Source organism: Pseudomonas sp. MAG733B (assembly GCF_036884845.1).
Taxonomy (GTDB): Bacteria; Pseudomonadota; Gammaproteobacteria; order Pseudomonadales; family Pseudomonadaceae; genus Aquipseudomonas.
On sequence record NZ_CP145732.1, the window covers coordinates 2,968,348 to 2,985,611 of the forward strand.

The 17,264-nt window shown below is 59.9% G+C and carries 17 protein-coding genes; 6 read left to right on the top strand and 11 right to left on the bottom strand.

Features of this window, described 5'->3' with window-relative positions; all coding sequences use genetic code 11:
• Positions 1-6 precede the first annotated feature (6 nt).
• From V6Z53_RS13770 to V6Z53_RS13780, 3 genes are read right to left on the bottom strand one after another with little or no spacing between them, the layout of a single operon-like run.
• Complete coding sequence (locus V6Z53_RS13770) at positions 7-1,488, bottom strand: aldehyde dehydrogenase (protein ID WP_338586064.1); 1,482 nt, start codon at positions 1,486-1,488, stop codon at positions 7-9.
• Positions 1,485-2,318, bottom strand: coding sequence for an alpha/beta fold hydrolase (locus tag V6Z53_RS13775; RefSeq protein ID WP_338586065.1), 834 nt, complete (start codon positions 2,316-2,318; stop codon positions 1,485-1,487). The genes V6Z53_RS13770 and V6Z53_RS13775 overlap by 4 nt, the downstream gene beginning before the upstream one ends.
• 42 nt (positions 2,319-2,360) lie before the next feature.
• Positions 2,361-2,951, bottom strand: a complete 591-nt coding sequence (locus V6Z53_RS13780; RefSeq protein WP_338586066.1) for an amino acid synthesis family protein — start codon at positions 2,949-2,951, stop codon at positions 2,361-2,363.
• A 222-nt stretch (positions 2,952-3,173) separates the two neighbouring features.
• Between V6Z53_RS13780 and V6Z53_RS13785 the strand changes: the two genes are divergently transcribed.
• From V6Z53_RS13785 to V6Z53_RS13800, 4 genes are all read left to right on the top strand, one after another.
• Complete coding sequence (locus tag V6Z53_RS13785) at positions 3,174-4,172, top strand: bile acid:sodium symporter family protein (RefSeq protein ID WP_338586067.1); 999 nt, start codon at positions 3,174-3,176, stop codon at positions 4,170-4,172.
• 119 nt (positions 4,173-4,291) lie between these two features.
• Positions 4,292-5,386 (top strand): alpha/beta fold hydrolase, encoded by a 1,095-nt coding sequence (locus V6Z53_RS13790; protein ID WP_338586068.1) that lies wholly within the window; start codon positions 4,292-4,294, stop codon positions 5,384-5,386.
• Positions 5,387-5,409: 23 nt separating this feature from the next.
• A complete protein-coding gene (locus V6Z53_RS13795; RefSeq protein WP_338586069.1) occupies positions 5,410-6,465 on the top strand; it encodes an alpha/beta hydrolase in 1,056 nt (351 codons plus the stop codon).
• 18 nt (positions 6,466-6,483) lie between these two features.
• A complete protein-coding gene (locus tag V6Z53_RS13800) occupies positions 6,484-7,638 on the top strand; it encodes a carboxymuconolactone decarboxylase family protein (RefSeq protein ID WP_338586070.1) in 1,155 nt (384 codons plus the stop codon).
• Here the strand turns inward: V6Z53_RS13800 and V6Z53_RS13805 are convergent.
• Positions 7,626-8,519 carry a LysR family transcriptional regulator gene (locus tag V6Z53_RS13805; RefSeq protein WP_338586071.1) on the bottom strand — a complete coding sequence of 298 codons (894 nt, stop codon included), beginning with the start codon at positions 8,517-8,519 and terminating at the stop codon, positions 7,626-7,628. The genes V6Z53_RS13800 and V6Z53_RS13805 overlap by 13 nt on opposite strands.
• Before the next feature lie 196 nt (positions 8,520-8,715).
• Positions 8,716-9,633, bottom strand: a complete 918-nt coding sequence (ppk2, locus tag V6Z53_RS13810; RefSeq protein ID WP_338586073.1) for a polyphosphate kinase 2 — start codon at positions 9,631-9,633, stop codon at positions 8,716-8,718.
• 189 nt (positions 9,634-9,822) lie between these two features.
• On the opposite strand from ppk2, the gene V6Z53_RS13815 reads away from it, so the two are divergent.
• Positions 9,823-10,758 (top strand): Ppx/GppA family phosphatase, encoded by a 936-nt coding sequence (locus V6Z53_RS13815; protein WP_338586074.1) that lies wholly within the window; start codon positions 9,823-9,825, stop codon positions 10,756-10,758.
• 18 nt (positions 10,759-10,776) lie between these two features.
• Here the strand turns inward: V6Z53_RS13815 and V6Z53_RS13820 are convergent, their stop codons facing one another.
• From V6Z53_RS13820 to V6Z53_RS13845, 6 genes are all read right to left on the bottom strand, one after another.
• Positions 10,777-11,343 (bottom strand): SCO family protein, encoded by a 567-nt coding sequence (locus V6Z53_RS13820; RefSeq protein WP_338586075.1) that lies wholly within the window; start codon positions 11,341-11,343, stop codon positions 10,777-10,779.
• Between the two features lie 3 nt (positions 11,344-11,346).
• The gene (locus V6Z53_RS13825; RefSeq protein WP_338586076.1) at positions 11,347-12,483 is read right to left on the bottom strand and encodes a hypothetical protein; all 1,137 of its coding nucleotides are present in this window, start codon (positions 12,481-12,483) and stop codon (positions 11,347-11,349) included.
• A 12-nt stretch (positions 12,484-12,495) separates the two neighbouring features.
• Positions 12,496-14,037: a multicopper oxidase domain-containing protein gene (locus V6Z53_RS13830; RefSeq protein WP_338586077.1), complete on the bottom strand. Its 1,542-nt coding sequence runs from the start codon at positions 14,035-14,037 to the stop codon at positions 12,496-12,498.
• A gap of 271 nt (positions 14,038-14,308) precedes the next feature.
• Positions 14,309-14,545 (bottom strand): hypothetical protein, encoded by a 237-nt coding sequence (locus V6Z53_RS13835; protein WP_338586078.1) that lies wholly within the window; start codon positions 14,543-14,545, stop codon positions 14,309-14,311.
• A gap of 53 nt (positions 14,546-14,598) precedes the next feature.
• Positions 14,599-15,054: a glycine zipper 2TM domain-containing protein gene (locus V6Z53_RS13840; protein ID WP_338586080.1), complete on the bottom strand. Its 456-nt coding sequence runs from the start codon at positions 15,052-15,054 to the stop codon at positions 14,599-14,601.
• 156 nt (positions 15,055-15,210) lie between these two features.
• Positions 15,211-16,062 carry a LysR substrate-binding domain-containing protein gene (locus V6Z53_RS13845; RefSeq protein ID WP_338586081.1) on the bottom strand — a complete coding sequence of 284 codons (852 nt, stop codon included), beginning with the start codon at positions 16,060-16,062 and terminating at the stop codon, positions 15,211-15,213.
• Between the two features lie 148 nt (positions 16,063-16,210).
• Here V6Z53_RS13845 and V6Z53_RS13850 point away from each other — a divergent pair, with 148 nt between their 5' ends.
• Positions 16,211-17,263 carry an agmatine deiminase family protein gene (locus V6Z53_RS13850; RefSeq protein WP_338586082.1) on the top strand — a complete coding sequence of 351 codons (1,053 nt, stop codon included), beginning with the start codon at positions 16,211-16,213 and terminating at the stop codon, positions 17,261-17,263.
• Position 17,264 lies beyond the last annotated feature (1 nt).

A 17,264-nucleotide genomic window follows, 5' to 3' on the forward strand; every position in this document is an offset into this window, starting at 1 on the left:
GGACTCCTAGCGCATCACAAACGGGTCAGGCATTGGCGCCTGGGAGAGGTTGATCCACACCGTTTTCAGCTCGGTGTAGGCCAGCACCGAATCGATGCCGCTTTCGCGTCCATAGCCACTGTTCTTGAAACCGCCGATCGGCGCCATGGCCGACACCGCGCGGTAGGTGTTGACCCAGATAATCCCCGAACGCACGTCCCGGGCCAGACGATGGGCGCGGCCCAGATCGCGGGTCCAGATGCCGGCAGCGAGGCCGAACTGTGAGTCGTTGGCAATCGCCAGCGCCTCGGCTTCGTCCTTGAAACGGATGACCGAGGCCACCGGGCCAAAGACCTCTTCCTGCATGATCTTCATCGAGTTGTGGTCGCACTCGAACAGCGTCGGTTCGTAGAACCAACCGTCACCGACGTTGGTTGGACGCTTGCCACCCAGGCGCAGTTTTGCGCCTTCAGCGATGGCATCGGCCACCAAACCTTCGACCACGGCCAGCTGCTGCGCGGTGGCCATCGGGCCCATTTCGCTGCTGTCTTCCTGCGGGTTGCCGATGCGGATGCGCTGGGCGCGCTCCACCAGCCGACCGATGAATTCGTCGTAGATTTCGTCCTGCACCAACAGCCGCGAACCAGACACGCAGCTCTGCCCGGAGGCAGCATAGATCCCGGCGATGGCACCGTTGATCGCGCTGTCGAGGTCGGCGTCGGCGAAGATGATGTTCGGTGATTTGCCGCCCAGTTCCAGCGACAATTTTGCGAAGTTTTCGGCGCTGCTGCGCACCACATGCCGAGCCGTGGCCGCGCCGCCGGTGAAGGCGATTTTGCGGATTAGCGGATGGCGGGTGAGGGCAGCGCCGGTGCTCGGGCCGTAACCGGTGACGACGTTGACCACGCCCGGGGGAATCCCGGCTTCCAGTGCCAATCGGGCCAGTTCGAGAATGGTCGCCGAGGCGTGTTCCGACGGCTTGATCACGATGGTGTTGCCGGCGGCGAGTGCCGGAGCCAGTTTGATCGCGGTCAGGTACAGCGGACTGTTCCACGGAATGATCGCGGCGACCACGCCCATGGCTTCGTGCACGGTGTAGGCAAACAGATCCGGCTTGTCCAGCGGCAGGGTGCCGCCCTCGAGCTTGTCCGCCAGGCCTGCGGTGTAGTGGAAGAACTCTGGCAAATAGCCGACCTGACCGCGGGTTTCGCGGATCAGCTTGCCGTTGTCGCGGCTTTCCAGCTGCGCCAGTTGTTCCTTGTTTTCGGCGATCAGGTCGCCCAGGCGCCGCAGCAATTTGCCGCGAGCGGTGGCGGTCAAGCCGCGCCAGGCCGGGCTGTCGAAAGCGGTTTGAGCGGCTTGTACGGCGCGCTCGACATCGGCTTCGTCGGCATCGGGCAGTTCAGCCCAGGGTTCGGCCAGCGCCGGGTTGAGGCTTTCGAAAGTCTTGCCGGACAGGGCATCGACCCATTCACCGCCGATGCACATCTGGAAGCGTGCGAGTGTCATGCAACGATCCCCTTTATATGGTTTTGTCGGGCGTGCGCCGTGTCGAGAAACTCCAGCAACAGCTGGTTGACCAGGCGCGGCGATTCTACGGGCATCATATGCCGCTGCTCGGCGAGTACGGCAACCGTCGCGCCGGGAATCCGTTGGGCCAGTTGTTCGGCCATGTCCGGGGTCGAGCCAGGGTCCAGCTCGCCGGTGGCGATCAGCGTCGGCACCTGGATGTTGCCCAGGTCCTCGGCGCGGTACATGTCCTGAGTGGCAAACAATTCGTAGGTGGTCAGGTAACCCTGCGGGTCATTGCCGGCCAGCGTCTGGCGAATCGCGGCGATCTGCGCCGGATTGGCCGCTTGATATTCGCGGCTGAACCAGCGTGACAATGCCGCTTCGGCATTGGCGTCCGGCCCGTGTACGGCGGCCTGACTGGTGCGGGCGATGACACCGGCACGTTGTTCGGCGGTGCGATTGAACACGCTGTTGAGCACCACCAGACTTTGCAGGCGTTGCGGGTAATGCAGGGCAAAAGCCCGCGCCACCAACCCGCCCATGGAAAAACCGATCACCGCTGCCTTGGGCAGTTGCAGGTGATCGAGCAGCTCCAGCAACTGGTCGGCATAACCGAGCAGCGGCGTGCCGTTTTCCGGGCGCGGGCTGGCGCCATGACCCAGCATGTCGTAGGCAATGACGCGGTATTTCGTGGCCAGGCCAACGATCTGGCCGCCCCACATTTCTTTGTTCAGGCCCACGCCGTGGATCAAGACCACGGGCTGGCCTTGGCCGGTCGCCAGGTAACTGGTGCCAGCCGGGGTGCGTTCAGCGGTGAGCCGAATCATGGAGCGCTCCTGCATGCCTTCTTGTTGTAGTGACCGACCGGCTTACTGGGCTTTTTCGGCGGCCAGTTCTTCCAGGTCGATGTAGCGGTTGCCGATGCGTGGGTGCAGGCGGCCGCCGTCGGCGCAACCCAGCACCACGACGATTTCGTCCGCGCGCGGGGCATCTTCGATCTGCATTTCCAGAGTGATGTAGTGCGAACGCAGGCCTTCGTCGTCCTTGTGCATCATCGGGATCTGGATCGACGTGCCCGGGCCGCCGCGCTTGTTGGTGAAGCTCAGGTAACTCTTGGCCTTGACCGCTTCGCGGTAGTGATTGCCGAAGCGCAGGGTGTGGATCACCGCGGAGGCGTGCTCGATTTCACCGTCGGCGCCGACCACGGCAGCCTTGCCATAGGCTTCGATCTTCTCGGCACAGCCGATGATGCCCACCAGACGCTCAACCATCAGCGCGCCGAGGTCGGAGCAGTTGGCGCGGATCTGCGGTTTCAGGTCTTCGACGAAACCGTTGCCCAGCCACGGGTTCTTCATCACCACGGCCAGACCGACCATGGTCACGGGCGTGTCGGTGGCCTTGCCGCCTTCGATGAAGGTTTCTTCGACATAGCTGACGATCTTGCGGATTTCGAAACTCATGAGCTGCTCCGTATCAGGGTGGAATGTGTCTGTGCGTATGATGGTATACCATAATACCGGTTGTGCAAGAGCCTGATTCGGGTTTCTGGTCGGAAGGCGATGAAAAGCGGGAGACCGGTTGCTTTGTCCGTTAGGCGCTATCTACTGGCTTACTAGCGTTAGTCGGCAATCCTTAAGCGCGTTAGAGTCGGCTCACGTTCCTGGCAAACCCGGATGACCCCGATGACACGCCCTCGCTTCCTACCCGACAATTTCACCCTGACCCTGATCGGCGTGGTGCTGCTCGCCAGTTTGCTGCCCGCCAGCGGACAAGTGGCGGTGGGCTTTGGCTGGTTGACCAACGCCGCCATCGCACTGCTGTTTTTCCTGCACGGCGCCAAGCTTTCACGCGAGTCGATCATTGCCGGTGCCGGCCATTGGCGCCTGCATTTACTGGTGTTCAGCCTGACCTTCGTGCTGTTCCCGCTGATCGGCCTGGCGCTCAAGCCATTGCTGTCACCAATGATCGGCGCCGACCTGTACATGGGCATGCTCTACCTCTGTGCGTTGCCCGCGACTGTGCAGTCCGCAATCGCCTTTACCTCGCTGGCGCGCGGTAACGTGCCAGCTGCGATTTGCAGCGCCGCCGCATCCAGTCTGTTCGGGATCTTCCTCACGCCGTTGCTGGTGACCCTGCTGCTGGACGTGCACGGCAACGGCGGCTCGACCCTCGATGCGATCGTCAAGATCAGCGTGCAACTGTTGCTGCCGTTCATCGCCGGGCAAATCGCGCGACGCTGGATCGGCGCGTGGGTCGGGCGCAACAAGAGTTGGCTGAAGTTCGTGGATCAGGGTTCGATTTTGCTGGTGGTCTACGGCGCATTCAGCGAAGCGGTGAACGAAGGCATCTGGCACCAGATCCCGTTGCGCGACCTGGCGGGTCTGGTCGTGGCCTGCTGCGTGGTCCTGGGCCTGGTATTGGTCGCGTCCACCGTGCTGGGCAAAGTCTTCGGCTTCAATCAGGAAGACCGCATCACCATCCTCTTCTGCGGCTCGAAGAAAAGCCTGGCCACCGGCGTACCGATGGCCCAGGTGTTGTTCGCCGGCAGCACCATCGGCGTATTGATCCTGCCGCTGATGCTGTTCCATCAGATTCAATTGATGGTCTGTGCGGTGCTGGCGCAGCGTTATGCCAAGCGCCAGGAATCGGTGACGGAGTTGATGGGGCAGGTGGATCCGTAGGTTCGGACGCAACAAACAGTTATGTGATTTTGGTATCAGTGCTATCCAATTAGTGCTGTTTATCAATCAATACCTTAAAAGGTAAGTTGCTCTCTGCGATGACAAGCCGAGAGCAATTGATGATCCAGCCACTTATCCGCAAGTTCATTCCCGCAACAGCCAAGGCCGGCTCTCTGTGTGTCGCGTTATGCACCAGCGCATTTGTCAGTGCCGATGACCGCAGTCCGTTGGTTATCAAGGATCAGGGCAGCCTGATCGCCGGCGGCGGGCGAATCACCCAGCCAGGCAAGTTTGATCCCTACAAACCGATGATTCCCGATGGTCAGAGCTACCACGGGGACCATGTCTACGCGTTCTATCAGGTCCCGGTCGACGCTCGTCCGCTGCCGATTGTCATGTGGCATGGCGCAGGACAATCGGCAAAGTCCTGGGAGACCACGGCAGACGGACGTGAAGGGTTCCAGAACATCTTTTTGCGTCGCGGCTTTTCCACCTGGTTGATCGACCAGCCGCGCCGTGGCGATGCGGGCCGCAGTCTGGTTGAAGCGACGATCAAGCCGATACCGGATGAGCAGATGTGGTTCAACCAGTTCCGCATCGGTGTCTGGCCAAATACCTTTGAGGGTAGTCAGTTTCCACAAGGGCAGGCTGCACAGGAACAGTTCTTCCGTTCGATGACGCCCAACACCGGTCCCTACGACATCGAGGTGGTTTCCGATGGCGTCCGCGCGCTTCTGGAAAAGACCGGCCCTGCGATTCTGTTCACCCACTCGCAGGGTGGCGGTCCCGGTTGGCTGACGGCGATCAAAAGCCGAAATGTGAAGGCCATCGTGGCGTTCGAACCGGGCAGCAGTTTCGTGTTTCCGGAGGGTGAAGCGCCCCCACCAATTCCCAGCGCATTCGACACGCTCTCGGCACACGTTGTATCGAAGGCGCAGTTCGAAGCGCTGACCCGGATCCCCGTCGTCATCTTCTATGGCGACAACATCCCCGACAAACCGGTACGGCTGCCCGCACAAGACAGTTGGCGCGCGCGGCTTGAAATGGCGCGGCTATGGCGCGACACGGTGAACCGGCATGGCGGTGACGTCACGCTCATTCATTTGCCGGAAATCGGCATCACAGGCAACAGCCACTTTCCGTTTTCGGACATCAACAACGTCGAGATCGCGGATCTGGTTTCGAAGTTTCTCGCAGAAAAAAACCTGGATTAAAAAACATCGGCAGGAGCATTCATATGATTCGAAGCGCAGTTAAGGCCACTTTCATGGCCGCCATGATCGGGATGTCTGGCGTCGAGGTTGAGGCCGCCGACTACAAGCAGAATCCGTTCACACTGACTTATGGTGGCGCCATCACCAAAAACGAGCCGGGCAAGGTCAATATCCATACGGTCACCTACAAGCTCAACGGCCTGGATATCTCCGCCAACGTTTACACCCCAGCCAACTATGACTCGACCAAGAAATACCCGGTGGTCGTCGTGGCGCATCCCAACGGCGGGGTGAAAGAGCAGGTTGCCGGCTTGTATGCCCAGCGTCTGGCTGATCAGGGCTACATCACCATCACGGCAGATGCGGCGTATCAGGGCGCCAGTGGCGGTGAGTCGCGCAATGTGGACAAGCCATCGAACCGCATCGAAGACATTCATGGCATGGCGGATTTCATCGCCGGTTATCCTGGCGTCGATACGGCGCGGCTGGGATTGCTCGGCATCTGCGGCGGTGGTGGTTATTCGTTGGCGGCGGCGCAAACCGACAAGCGCTTCCAGTCGATCGCGACCCTGAGCATGTTCAACTCAGGGCTGGTGCGTCGCAATGGCTACCGGGACTCGCAACTGTCCACCATTGAGCAGCGCTTGCAGCAGGCGTCCGCCGCGCGCGCACAGGAAGCGGCCGGTGGAGAAATTCTCTATACCGGCGATGCCAAACTGACCGATGAGCAGATCGCCAAGCTGCCGTTTGATCTGTATCGCCAGGGCTTCGAGTATTACGGCAAGACCCACGCACACCCGAACTCGACCTTCCGCTACACCACGAGCAGCCTGCTGGACCTGATGCGTTTCGACGCCACCAATCAGATCGAGCTGATCGACAAACCGTTACTGATGATCGCGGGCAGCAAGGCCGACAGCCTGTACATGTCCGAGCAGGCTTTCGCCAAGGCCACGGGAACACAGGACAAGAAACTGTTCACCATCGACGGCGCGACCCACATCGAAACCTATTGGGTGCCCGCGTATGTGGACGTCGCCATGGACCAGTTGACCGCGTTCTACGCCAGAACCCTCTGATTTGAAGGAACCGTCATCATGAAAAATACCCTTTTGGGGATCGCGGTGTGTGCTGCGGCCCCCTTTGCCTGCGCCGACGGTGCCAGTGAAACCGGAGCCGCCCAGCAGATCAGCCGGGCAGGCAGTCAGACTTCGGTCGCGGGGCCGGCGGATTCTTTCACCGGGCGGGTGCGTGTCGATCCGTTATTTCCGGCTTCCGGTGAGATCAATGCGTCCGGTGCGTACGTCACCTTCGAACCGGGCGCACGTTCAGCCTGGCATACCCATCCTGCAGGCCAGCGTTTGGTGGTGGTCTCCGGTGTCGGCTTGACCCAGGAATGGGGCAGGCCTGTACAGGAAATCCATCCGGGCGACGTGATCGTCTGCCCGCCGGGCGTCAAGCATTGGCACGGTGCCGCACCCTCGAGCGCGATGACTCACCTGGCCGTGACCGGCGCGGTCGACGGCAAGAGTGTGGATTGGCTGGAGAAGGTCACCGATGATCAATACAGTGCCCATGATCCTGTGACGCCACCGTCGACGACCAAAGAATTTCCAGTCTCTGAGGAACTGTCCGCCAAACAGCAAGCCATTCCATTGATAGCGGCTGCCATGGCCACGAGCGACATGCCGTGGCTCAAGGTTGCCTTGAACCGGGGACTGGATGCAGGGCTGACCGTCAGCGAAGCGAAAGAAATACTGGTGCAACTCTACGCCTACAGCGGTTTTCCCCGCAGTCTCAACGCGCTCGGCGAGCTGATGAAAGTCGTGGAGGCGCGCAAACAACGTGGCGTTCAGGACGATCCGGGGCGCGAACCCGGTCGCGCGATTCCGACCGGCAGCGAACTGCTGGCGGCGGGCAAGGCCAACCAGACGCGCATTGCCGGCGCGCCTGTGCAAGGGCCATTGTTCGATTTCGTCCCGGTCATCAACCAATACCTGCAAGCGCATTTGTTCGGCGACATTTTCGAGCGCGACAACCTGGACTGGCAAAGTCGTGAGCTGGCCACGGTCGCGGCGCTGGCCGTCACCCCCGGCGTCGAGTCGCAGTTGCGCTCGCACATGGCCGCCAGCCTGCGAGTCAGCCTGAGCGCTGCGCAATTGCGTCAATTGGTCCAGTTGCTGGCAGAACAGGGTGATGTTGAAGCGGCCAGGCGTGCGGGCGAGGCGTTGGACGCCGCTCAGCCCAAATAGCGCAGAGCTTCGCGCAGCAAAGTGAAGGCCGGTGAACTCTGGCGTCGGCTCGGATAGTAGAGGTGATAGCCAGAGAACGGCTCGCACCAGTCGGCCAGCACGCGAATCAATCGACCTTGCGCGACATGTTCCTGCACCAGATCTTCCGGCATATAGGCCAATCCCAACCCCTGAAGGGCAGCCTCCAGGCGCATGGCGATGTTGTTGAACACCAGTTGTCCTTCGACTCGCACCTTCAGCTCCTGCCCGTTCTTTTCGAACTCCCAAAGGTACAGACCACCGTAGGTGGGCATGCGCAAAGTGATGCCGTTGTGCCCCGTCAAATCGCCCGGAACGACAGGTTTCGAATACCGGGCGAAGTATGCCGGGGAGCCGACAACCGCCATGCGCATGTCGGGACCGATGCGCATCGCGATCATGTCCTTGGCGACCTGCTCGCCCAACCGTACTCCAGCGTCGAAGCCTTGCGCGACGATGTCGGTCAGGCCGTAGTCGACGATGATTTCGATACTGAGATCCGGGTTGTCGGGCAGCACCTTCGCGAGCACGGGATGCAGGATGGTAATCGCCGAATGCTCGCCCGCGGTAATGCGCAATTTGCCTGCCGGCTTGTCACGGAATTCGCTGAGCAATGCCAGTTCTGTATCGATCTCTTCGAAGCGGGGAGCGATCACCTGCAGCAAATGTTCGCCTGCTTCTGTGGCGGACACACTGCGCGTGGTGCGAGCCAGCAGCCGGACACCCAGGCGTTCTTCCAGTTGGCGCATGGCACGGCTCAAAGCAGGTTGCGACATGCCCAGTCTGGCGGCAGCGCGAGTGAAACTGCGCTCCTGTGCGACGGCGGCAAAAATTGCGAGCTGGTCGTAGCTTTCTGCGGTCATTAATACGCTCCTGGTATGAACCGTAAGCGATTATGCCGATAAAGTCGTCACTCAAACATCAGGCAAAAAAAAGCCGCCTATGAAGGCAGCAATAAAAAAGCACGCGGTGTATGGCGTGAGTATTGCGGCAACCAGGTTACAGAGTGATGACAGCGATTGTGCGCCCGCATCAAGGCGCACAATCGAGCCTGCGCCCTCAGTACATCTGCGGCACGATGATTTCCGGTGGCGTCGGGCTGCGCGAATAGTCTTCCTGGCGCAGGCGTTCGGGCAGTTCGATCACCGGTAATTCGACTTCTTCATAGGGCATTTGCCCGAGCAGGTGATGGATGCAGTTGAGCCGGGCCTTTTTCTTGTCGTCGGCTTGCACCACCCACCACGGCGCTTCGGCGATGTGGGTGCGGTCGAGCATGATTTCCTTGGCCTTGGTGTAGGCCTCCCAGCGTCGGCGGGACTCAAGGTCCATGGGGCTGAGTTTCCATTGCTTGAGCGGGTCATGGATGCGGCTGAGAAAGCGCAAATGCTGTTCCTGGTCGGAGATCGAGAACCAGTATTTGATCAACTGGATGCCGGAGCGGGCGAGCATCCGTTCGAATTCAGGCACGGTGCGGAAGAACTCTTCGTATTGGTCCTCGTTGCAGAACCCCATGACTTGCTCGACGCCTGCGCGGTTGTACCAGCTGCGGTCGAACAACACGATTTCACCCGCCGCCGGCAGGTGCGAAACGTAGCGCTGAAAGTACCACTGGGTGCGTTCGCGGTCGTTGGGGGCGGGCAGGGCGGCGACACGGCAGACCCGAGGATTGAGGCGCTGGGTGATGCGCTTGATCACGCCGCCTTTGCCCGCCGCATCGCGCCCTTCGAACAGGATCACCACCTTGTGCCCGGTCTTCACCACCCAACTCTGCAACTTCACCAGCTCACCTTGCAGGCGGAACAGCTCGCTGAAGTAACGGCGACGTTCCTGCCTTTCCGGGCTCTCGCCGAGATGATCATCGAACAGTGCTTCGAGGTCGTGATCGTCCTCCAGCAACTCCAGCTCCAGTTCTTCGTCGCTGTGATCGAGCAGTTCGCGGTGGATGCGTTGCATCAGGGTGTCGTTGGTCAACAGCATGGTCAGAACTCCCGACGAAGTTGGAAGTGCCCATGCTAGGCCCGCGCATGTGACGACGTGGTGACGAACAGGTGATGGCGAAATTCATCGGCCTGTCATCGTCGTGTCACTGAGCGCATGGCAGGATCGGCGCAAACCGCCCTGCGGCACGCCATTCGCAGGCCGATGAAACTGCCGGGAATCCCCACCATGAAAGGTGACAGCTCTCTGTTTGCGGCCATTGACCTGGGCTCCAATGCGTTTCGCCTGATGATCGGCCAGCCAGTCAAACGCAACCGCCAGATGATGATTCAGGAAGTCAAAACCCTGCGCGAACCCGTGCGCCTGGCCGAAGGGTTTCAGGGTGGGGCACTAGACGAAATGGCGCTGGATCGGGGGTGGCAGGCGCTGGCGCGATTCGGCAAGAAACTGCGCGGCTTCGAGGCCGGGCGAGTGCGGGCGGTGGCGACCAGCGCCGTGCGTGAAGCTGACAATGCGCAATTGTTCCTGGCCAGCGCCGAACGCCACTTGGGGTTTCGAATTGACGTGATCTCGGGGCAGGAAGAAGCGCAACTGGTGTACGCCGGTGTCGCCCATACCAACCCCGGTTCAGAGAGCATGCGACTGGTGGTGGATATCGGCGGCGGATCCACCGAATTGATTCTGGGGCGCGGCCCTCAGTTGCTCGTCACCGAGAGTATTGCGATTGGCAGCGGCACCTTTGGGGCGCGTTATTTTGCGGGCGGCAGCATCACCGCCCAGGCGCTGCTTGAGGCCGAACGGGTCGCGACGCTTGAGTTCGACAAGGTTGCCCGTCGTTATCGCGCTCAGGGTTGGCAGCAGACCATTGGCTCTTCAGGCACCGCGCGCATGCTGGCCAAGATCCTCAATGCCAATGGGTTGAACGACTTTGGAGAAACCGGCATCACCTACAGCGGACTGCTGCGCCTGTCGCTGCGTTTGCTGGAAGTCGGGCATGTCAAAAAGCTGCGGTTGTCGGGTCTGCAAACTCATCGCCTGAGCAGTTTGCCGGGCGGGTTGGTATTGATGCTGGCGGCGTTCAAGGTCTTCGGCATTGCACACATGACGCCTTCCGAGCCGGGTTTGCGATTCGGCGTTCTACACGGGCTGATGTCCAGACACTGATTTCATTGCAATCTCCCGTCAGCGTCCAGCCGCTGCATCCGCCAATGCAGTGACCACCTGTTTCTCGATTTCCTTTTCATCCAGCCCACGTCCGAAATGCTTGAGGTAGCGGCCCTGGCTATCGATTAAAAACAGGATGGTCGAGTGGTCCATCATGTACTCCCCGGGTTTGTCCCCGGTCGGCACTTTCTTGTAGTACACATGATAGGCATCGGTGATGCGGGTGATCTCTTGCGGCGAACCGGTCAGGCCGACGAAGTCGCTGGCGAAATACTTCACGTATTCCTTGAGCCTTTTCGGCGTGTCCCGTTCCGGGTCGATGGTCACGAAGATCGGCCGCAAGCTGATGCCTTGCTGCTGTTGCAGTTGCCGGCTGATGCGGGCCATTTTCGCCAAGTCAGTCGGGCAGATTGCCGGGCAGGTCATGAACCCGAAGTACAGCAAAGCCGGCTCGCCAAAACTGCGTTCGGTGACGCGCTGGCCATTCTGGTTGGTCAACTGGAACGGCCCGCCGATATCGGTGCGGGTCGCAGCCGTCGAACTCGCTGCCATTGCTGCGACTAGCAGCGCCATTAGCCACTTCATGGCTCAGTACCCTCCCGAATAGGTCAACGCCAGGCCCACCAGTTCGGACATCTGGCCGTCCTCTTTCTGGGTGCCGGCGGACAAGCCAAGTTTGATCTGGCCGGTGATGTTGTAGGTCACGCTCAACTCGTTGAGGTAGTCCTGGTGATCCGCGCCCCCGGTCGATTCGCGATGTTTGTCGGTACGCGTCGCACCCAGCGCCCAGTCGCCAAAATCGAAGGTCAGCGAGGTGGTCAGGTAGCGGGTGTCGTTGCCCTTGATGCCGTCCTCGTTGTCGACATCGGCGAATTCGACGAAGGGCACGATATCGAAATAACGCCCCGCCAGCGTCGGCTCAAGATCGGTGCTCGGCGCATAGGCCCAGATGTAGCGGGCCGAGGCGATCTTGATGGTTTCATCGTCTTCGCCTGGTGGATCGGGCTGCGTCTCGTCTTCGGCCTTTTTGTTGAACATATAACCGGCCTGCATTTCCAGATAAGGCACCGCCGGAATCGCTATCCAGTTCACCGTCACCGCATAGGAATCGAGCTTGCCGGTATTCGATGGACCGCCATCGCTGCGCTGCAACTTCTCGCCATGGCGCAGGTACGGCCGACCGAGAAACGAATTGTCCGCGGTGTACACGCTCAGGTTGGGTTCGATCATCCCCAGCTTCTGGTCGAAAAAGCGGTACGCCACTGTGCCACCGAGCATGCCGTCGAGGTCGTAGGTGGCGACGTAATCATTGGTGTAGAGGCCGGGCGCCTGGTCCTGCGCGCGACCGAACGGCACATGGTATTTGCCGACCGAAAAGGCCGAGTTGGCGTTGTTCTGGTAGTAGTTGAGGTCGTTGATCACCAGCCCCACGTCTTCGAAGAAACGCTTTTGCCCAGGCTCTGGCCCTGCGACGGGATTGATCTCGGTGGCCAGCTGGATCTGCTGATCATGGGTAAAGCGAAAGTAGAACGTGGTGTTGATGTCCGGGTACGCGTCCCCGGTGTTGCGATTGCCGCCCTGGGGCGAATCGCCATGCGTGTGGTCATATTGAAAGGTCGCGTCGTAATCCATGCCGACGTTGGGGTATTGCCCGTCATCAGCCAGCGTCGATTCAACGGCGCACACCGATCCCACCAACAACACAGCCAAGCGATAGTTGTACATGGCGTGCCCCCCTTAGTTGATCAGCGGTTTCAGCGGGCTGGACGCTTTCGGGTCCTGTCCGGTGTTGCGCAGGTAGGAGCACAACTGGTTGTTTTCACCGTACAGCCCGCCCAGGGGTTCGAGCTTTACCGCCTGCTCGTAGTCCTCCGGCTTGACCACCTGAATCGCCTGCATCATGCCGCCGTCCTCGTGTTCGAGGATGTGGCAGTGGTAGACGAACTTGCCGAGGATCACCGGATCGCGAAAGGGGATTCGCACGGTGATCGAACCTGTTGCGGGAATGAACACGTTGTCCCGATAGCCGCTGAACTGCACCGGTTTGCCGTTGATCTCGGTGACCTGGAAATCCACTTGGTGAATGTGGAACTGGTGCAACTCCTGGGACGGGTTGAACAGCCGCCATTCTTCGACATCACCGAGCTTGACCGTGGTGTTGACCCGGTCCAGCTCAAAGCGTGTGCCGTTGATCAGGAACGCATTGGGGTCGGTGTCCGAATCCTGAAAAGCAAACTGGCGCGTCTTGTTCACCGCGATCTTGCTGAAGTCTTCGGCCGGCGGATAGGCGCTGGTGATCTGTTTGGTCGCCACCTGTTGGCCGCTTGAACGCAGGATCGCCAACTTGGCCATCGGGTACTGATCGCCCGCCGGCCCGGTGTTGCCGGAACCGGTTTCGACTTCGTACGAACCCGCCGGAGGCCCGACCACCAATACACTGAAACGCGCCGACGGCCCGATCAGCACCTGATCGGCGTCGACCCTGCGCGTCACCGTGTTGCCGTCACGGGACAACACCTGCATCGACTGGCCGTTGATGCGAATCCGGAAGTATTGGTTGGCGGCAATGTTGATGAAATGCCAGAGCTGGGTTTCCCCCGGCTTGATGTCGATGGTCGGCACTTCCTGGCCATTGATCGTGCGAATCGACGGGGCGCTGGTGATGATCTCGCTGGCGACTTTGCCGGTCAGGGTTTTCTGGAAATTACGCAGGACCAGCACTTGTTCCTTGATGCCCTTGAGTTCGGGAAACGGATCGAGCATGCCATCGACCAGGATCGGCCCGGCAATCCCGGCCGACACCTGACGCTGGGAGCCGCCATGGAAATGACTGTGATACCAGTAGGCACCGGGGCTGTGTGCGAGCGGCAGTTTGACGTTGTATTCGCCCACCTTGTGAGGCTGGGTCACGCGGAAAATATTGTCGCCTTCGTCCAGGGGCGACACCTGCATGCCGTGGAAGTGCAGGTTGGTGATCTCGTCCATGCGGTTATCCAGACGGATCGCCATGGTCCCGCCGGGGCGCGTACGAATCAGTGGCGAATCGTAATCGCCGTTGAACACCAGGGAAACGTAACGCTCATTCCCGACGTTGACCTGCTGCTCGGCCGCCGTGAGCGTGGCGTGGGTCACGCCGCTGGCATCGTAGGTGAACTCAGGATTCTGGCGCAGAGGTTGGGAGGCGGGCTCAGCAGACTGCTGTGTCGCACAACCGCTCAAGGCAAGAGCCGCCAGGCTCGCGCAAAGGGCAAAGGGGCGGACGCTGAAAGCTCTGGGCATGATCGCGACCTTCGGTGGCTTGGCGGGGAACTAGCGGGCGTAGTTCGCCTGTGCGTTGCCGAAGGTGATCAACCGTCACCGCGTAATATTAAACGCCACGTTGTATTTGGTATTGAGTCGTTTTTACGCGCAACTTTTCGAGTGTAGAACAGGAGAAGTGGCGCGCAAGTTTATTGGATCCAGCGTAACTTCCGGGCGATGAACTGCATGTGTTTCATTTAAGTAACACAGTTGTTTTCTGTGAGATAAAAGGCACCTTGGTATTGAAACATCAAAGATGTTTTTTCTCTTCCTTATCAAGATGCTTGTCTTCTTTATGGCGTTCCTTATCCAGTTCCTTGGCTTCTTTATCGATATCTTTTCCATCGCGATCGACATCTTTGTCCACGTCACGCATGCCATCTCTGACGTCTTTTGAAACGTCACCTTCCGCATGGGCGATGCCGATATAAGACGTCAGGCCAGCAGATAGCAGCAACGCCACGACCATTGTTTTGAGGATTCGCATTTTGATGGCTCCTGTTTCGTCAAGCCTGCCGTTTAAACGGGCAGGACAACGAACTAACCCTGGGGCACCACGCGCGCTTCGCTGCCGGCGCCCTCTACATAAACGTTCATGCCTTTGGTCAGTGACGGATTGATCGGTTGAGTCACCGAAACCAGTACGCCGCTGTTGGTTCGAACGATGATCTGCTGCGCGTCCTTGGGCTGATCATATTGTTTCTTCTCCGCATAGTTACCGCCGGCCGCACCCGCAAGGGCGCCGGCGACCATCGCAACATCCCGGCCGGTGCCACGCCCGATCAGACTGCCAAGAGCAACGCCGCCGATACCGCCGAGGATCGCCCCGACGCCACTGTCGTGATTAGTCTGCATCTGAACTTGCGAAATCTGTTCGATCTTGCCCGAGCGAATCTCCATTTCACCCGCGCCACCGCTCCCGGCATCGACCGCAGCGCAGGCGCAAAGCAATACACTCAACAGCGAAATCGTCAGCCAGGAAGCGAAAGTTTTCATCATCGAACTCCATCTCATGAAAGGACTGGGTCAATTGAACGCACTCCATCCACGCTAGACGAAAAAGCCCGGTGCGGTTGAATTCATCATGGCGTGCCGACGAAAACCACTTCGAAGTATTGCCGCTATGTCAGCGGTATTGCCGACCTCGGTTTGTTAGTCCGGCAGGTTCCCGACCAGCCACTCACAGAAACTCCGTGCATTGCTCTCACTGTCTCGATGGGTCAACAAAGCCCAGTTCGGCCCACGAATGGTCTGCTCCACCAAGGGCTGCAACAGGCCGTTGGCGCGTGCTTGCCGACTCAGTAACTGGCTGACCAGCGCGATGCCGAGCCCCGCGCAGGCGGCATCCAGCAATAGGCCAGGATCGGAGAAGTTCAGTCCCTGATCCTGCTGGCCGACATCGATACCGGCCTCCACCGCCCAATGACTCCAGTCCATTTCCCGTTCGCCATGCAAGGTGGTGCGCTTTTCCTGTGGCTGTGCCAACAGATTCGGATGACACGCCGGGTAGAGGCGGTCGGCGCATAAAACCTTGAAGCTGCATTCGGCCTGGGAGCTGATGTCGTCGCGCACCGCGATGTCGATCGTTTGCGTCGCCATGTCAGGCACTTCGTCGGTGCTGAAAATCCACAGATCGACCTCCGGATGCTGTTGGCGAAAATCGGCCAGACGCGGCAGCAACCAATGGCGGGCGAACGCCGGCGTGGTGTTGAGCACCAGTTGATTGGGCTTCTGATATTGCCCCAAGCGTCGAATGCCCACGGCCAGTTGCTGGAGCAGAGCCTGGGTGGTGCTGAGCAAATCATGCCCGGCATCGGTCAGGCTGACGCTGCGTCCGCTGCGAAAGAACAGCGGTTGTTCGAGGTAAGCCTCAAGGCTGCGGATCTGCTGGCTAATGGCCGACTGGGTGAGGTTCAACTCGTCGGCGGCCTTGTGAAAACTGCCCAGCCGCGCGGCGGCTTCAAAGCCGCGAAGCGTGCTCAGTGGCGGCCAGTGTTTGAGCATATCGATAAGTTCCTCTAATCAGTTGTCCGCAAAATCCATCGTTTGTTTGCCCGTTTTTACAGCCGTAGCATGCATGCCAACACCGCCAAGGCGTTTTTCATTGAACACAATGACTTAACTGAAAGGCCGATTTCACCTGGAGAGCATCATGCAGCAGAACGACAATAAAAACACCGGTTGGATCATGCCCGCAGAGTGGGCCCGGCACGCGGCGACCTGGATGGTCTGGCCGCACAATAAGGCGCTGTGGGAGTCCGGCTGGCGCGTGACATTGGCCAACGTGCAAGAAGACTTCGCCCGCGTGGCCAATGCCATTGCCCGTTTCGAACCGGTGAAAATGGTTGTCGATCCATCGGCGGTCGCCAGCGCCAAAGCGTTGTGCGGGCCGAACATCGAATTGATCGAGTTGGCGGTGAACGACAGCTGGTGCCGCGACTCCGGCCCGAGTTTCGTCTGCCATCCGCAGCAAGGCCTGGCCGGGGTGAGCTGGCGCTTCAATGCGTGGGGCGGCAAGTCGGCGCACGACCTCGACGAAAGCCTGGGGCGCCGCGTGCTCAATCACTTGGGTTTCGAATGTTTCGGTACGCCGCTGAGTAACGAAGGCGGGGCGATCCATGTCGACGGCGAAGGGACGCTGATCACCACCGAATCGGTGTTGCTCAACCCCAATCGCAATCCCGGCATGAACAAGGCCGAGATGGAGGAGATCTTTGCGCGTCTGCTCGGCGTGAAGAAAACCATCTGGCTTCCGGGTGATCCGGACTACGTCACCGGCGACATGACCGACGGCCACGTCGATGGTGTGTGCGCATTCGCCCGTCCCGGCGTTTTGCTGGTCGACGCTACCCACGACAAACAATCGGTGTACGCCGAAGTGGCCCGTGAAAACCGTCGTGCGCTGGAACTGGCTACCGATGCGCAAGGACGCAAGTTCGAACTGATCGAGTTGTATGAAGCCAGCGACGCCGTGGACACCGAAGCCGAAGTGTTCTGCGCCTCGTACACCAACTTCTACATCGCCAACGGCGCGATCATCATGCCGGCCTACGGCATTGCGGCCGATGATGTGGCCGCCGAAACGCTCGCCCAGGCATTCCCCGGACGTGAAGTGGTGCCGGTGCGGATCAATCATCTGGCCCATGGCGGCGGCGGTGTGCACTGCATCACCCAGCAACAGCCTGCCTGGCCGCTGGAGGGTTAAT

Coding starts and splice junctions, on each gene's coding strand:
- V6Z53_RS13770 (WP_338586064.1), bottom strand. CDS start 1,488: ATGACACTCGCACGCTTCCAGATGTGCATCGGCGGTGAATGGGTCGAT.
- V6Z53_RS13775 (WP_338586065.1), bottom strand. CDS start 2,318: ATGATTCGGCTCACCGCTGAACGCACCCCGGCTGGCACCAGTTACCTG.
- V6Z53_RS13780 (WP_338586066.1), bottom strand. CDS start 2,951: ATGAGTTTCGAAATCCGCAAGATCGTCAGCTATGTCGAAGAAACCTTC.
- V6Z53_RS13785 (WP_338586067.1), top strand. CDS start 3,174: ATGACACGCCCTCGCTTCCTACCCGACAATTTCACCCTGACCCTGATC.
- V6Z53_RS13790 (WP_338586068.1), top strand. CDS start 4,292: ATGATCCAGCCACTTATCCGCAAGTTCATTCCCGCAACAGCCAAGGCC.
- V6Z53_RS13795 (WP_338586069.1), top strand. CDS start 5,410: ATGATTCGAAGCGCAGTTAAGGCCACTTTCATGGCCGCCATGATCGGG.
- V6Z53_RS13800 (WP_338586070.1), top strand. CDS start 6,484: ATGAAAAATACCCTTTTGGGGATCGCGGTGTGTGCTGCGGCCCCCTTT.
- V6Z53_RS13805 (WP_338586071.1), bottom strand. CDS start 8,519: ATGACCGCAGAAAGCTACGACCAGCTCGCAATTTTTGCCGCCGTCGCA.
- ppk2 (WP_338586073.1), bottom strand. CDS start 9,633: ATGCTGTTGACCAACGACACCCTGATGCAACGCATCCACCGCGAACTG.
- V6Z53_RS13815 (WP_338586074.1), top strand. CDS start 9,823: ATGAAAGGTGACAGCTCTCTGTTTGCGGCCATTGACCTGGGCTCCAAT.
- V6Z53_RS13820 (WP_338586075.1), bottom strand. CDS start 11,343: ATGAAGTGGCTAATGGCGCTGCTAGTCGCAGCAATGGCAGCGAGTTCG.
- V6Z53_RS13825 (WP_338586076.1), bottom strand. CDS start 12,483: ATGTACAACTATCGCTTGGCTGTGTTGTTGGTGGGATCGGTGTGCGCC.
- V6Z53_RS13830 (WP_338586077.1), bottom strand. CDS start 14,037: ATGCCCAGAGCTTTCAGCGTCCGCCCCTTTGCCCTTTGCGCGAGCCTG.
- V6Z53_RS13835 (WP_338586078.1), bottom strand. CDS start 14,545: ATGCGAATCCTCAAAACAATGGTCGTGGCGTTGCTGCTATCTGCTGGC.
- V6Z53_RS13840 (WP_338586080.1), bottom strand. CDS start 15,054: ATGAAAACTTTCGCTTCCTGGCTGACGATTTCGCTGTTGAGTGTATTG.
- V6Z53_RS13845 (WP_338586081.1), bottom strand. CDS start 16,062: ATGCTCAAACACTGGCCGCCACTGAGCACGCTTCGCGGCTTTGAAGCC.
- V6Z53_RS13850 (WP_338586082.1), top strand. CDS start 16,211: ATGCAGCAGAACGACAATAAAAACACCGGTTGGATCATGCCCGCAGAG.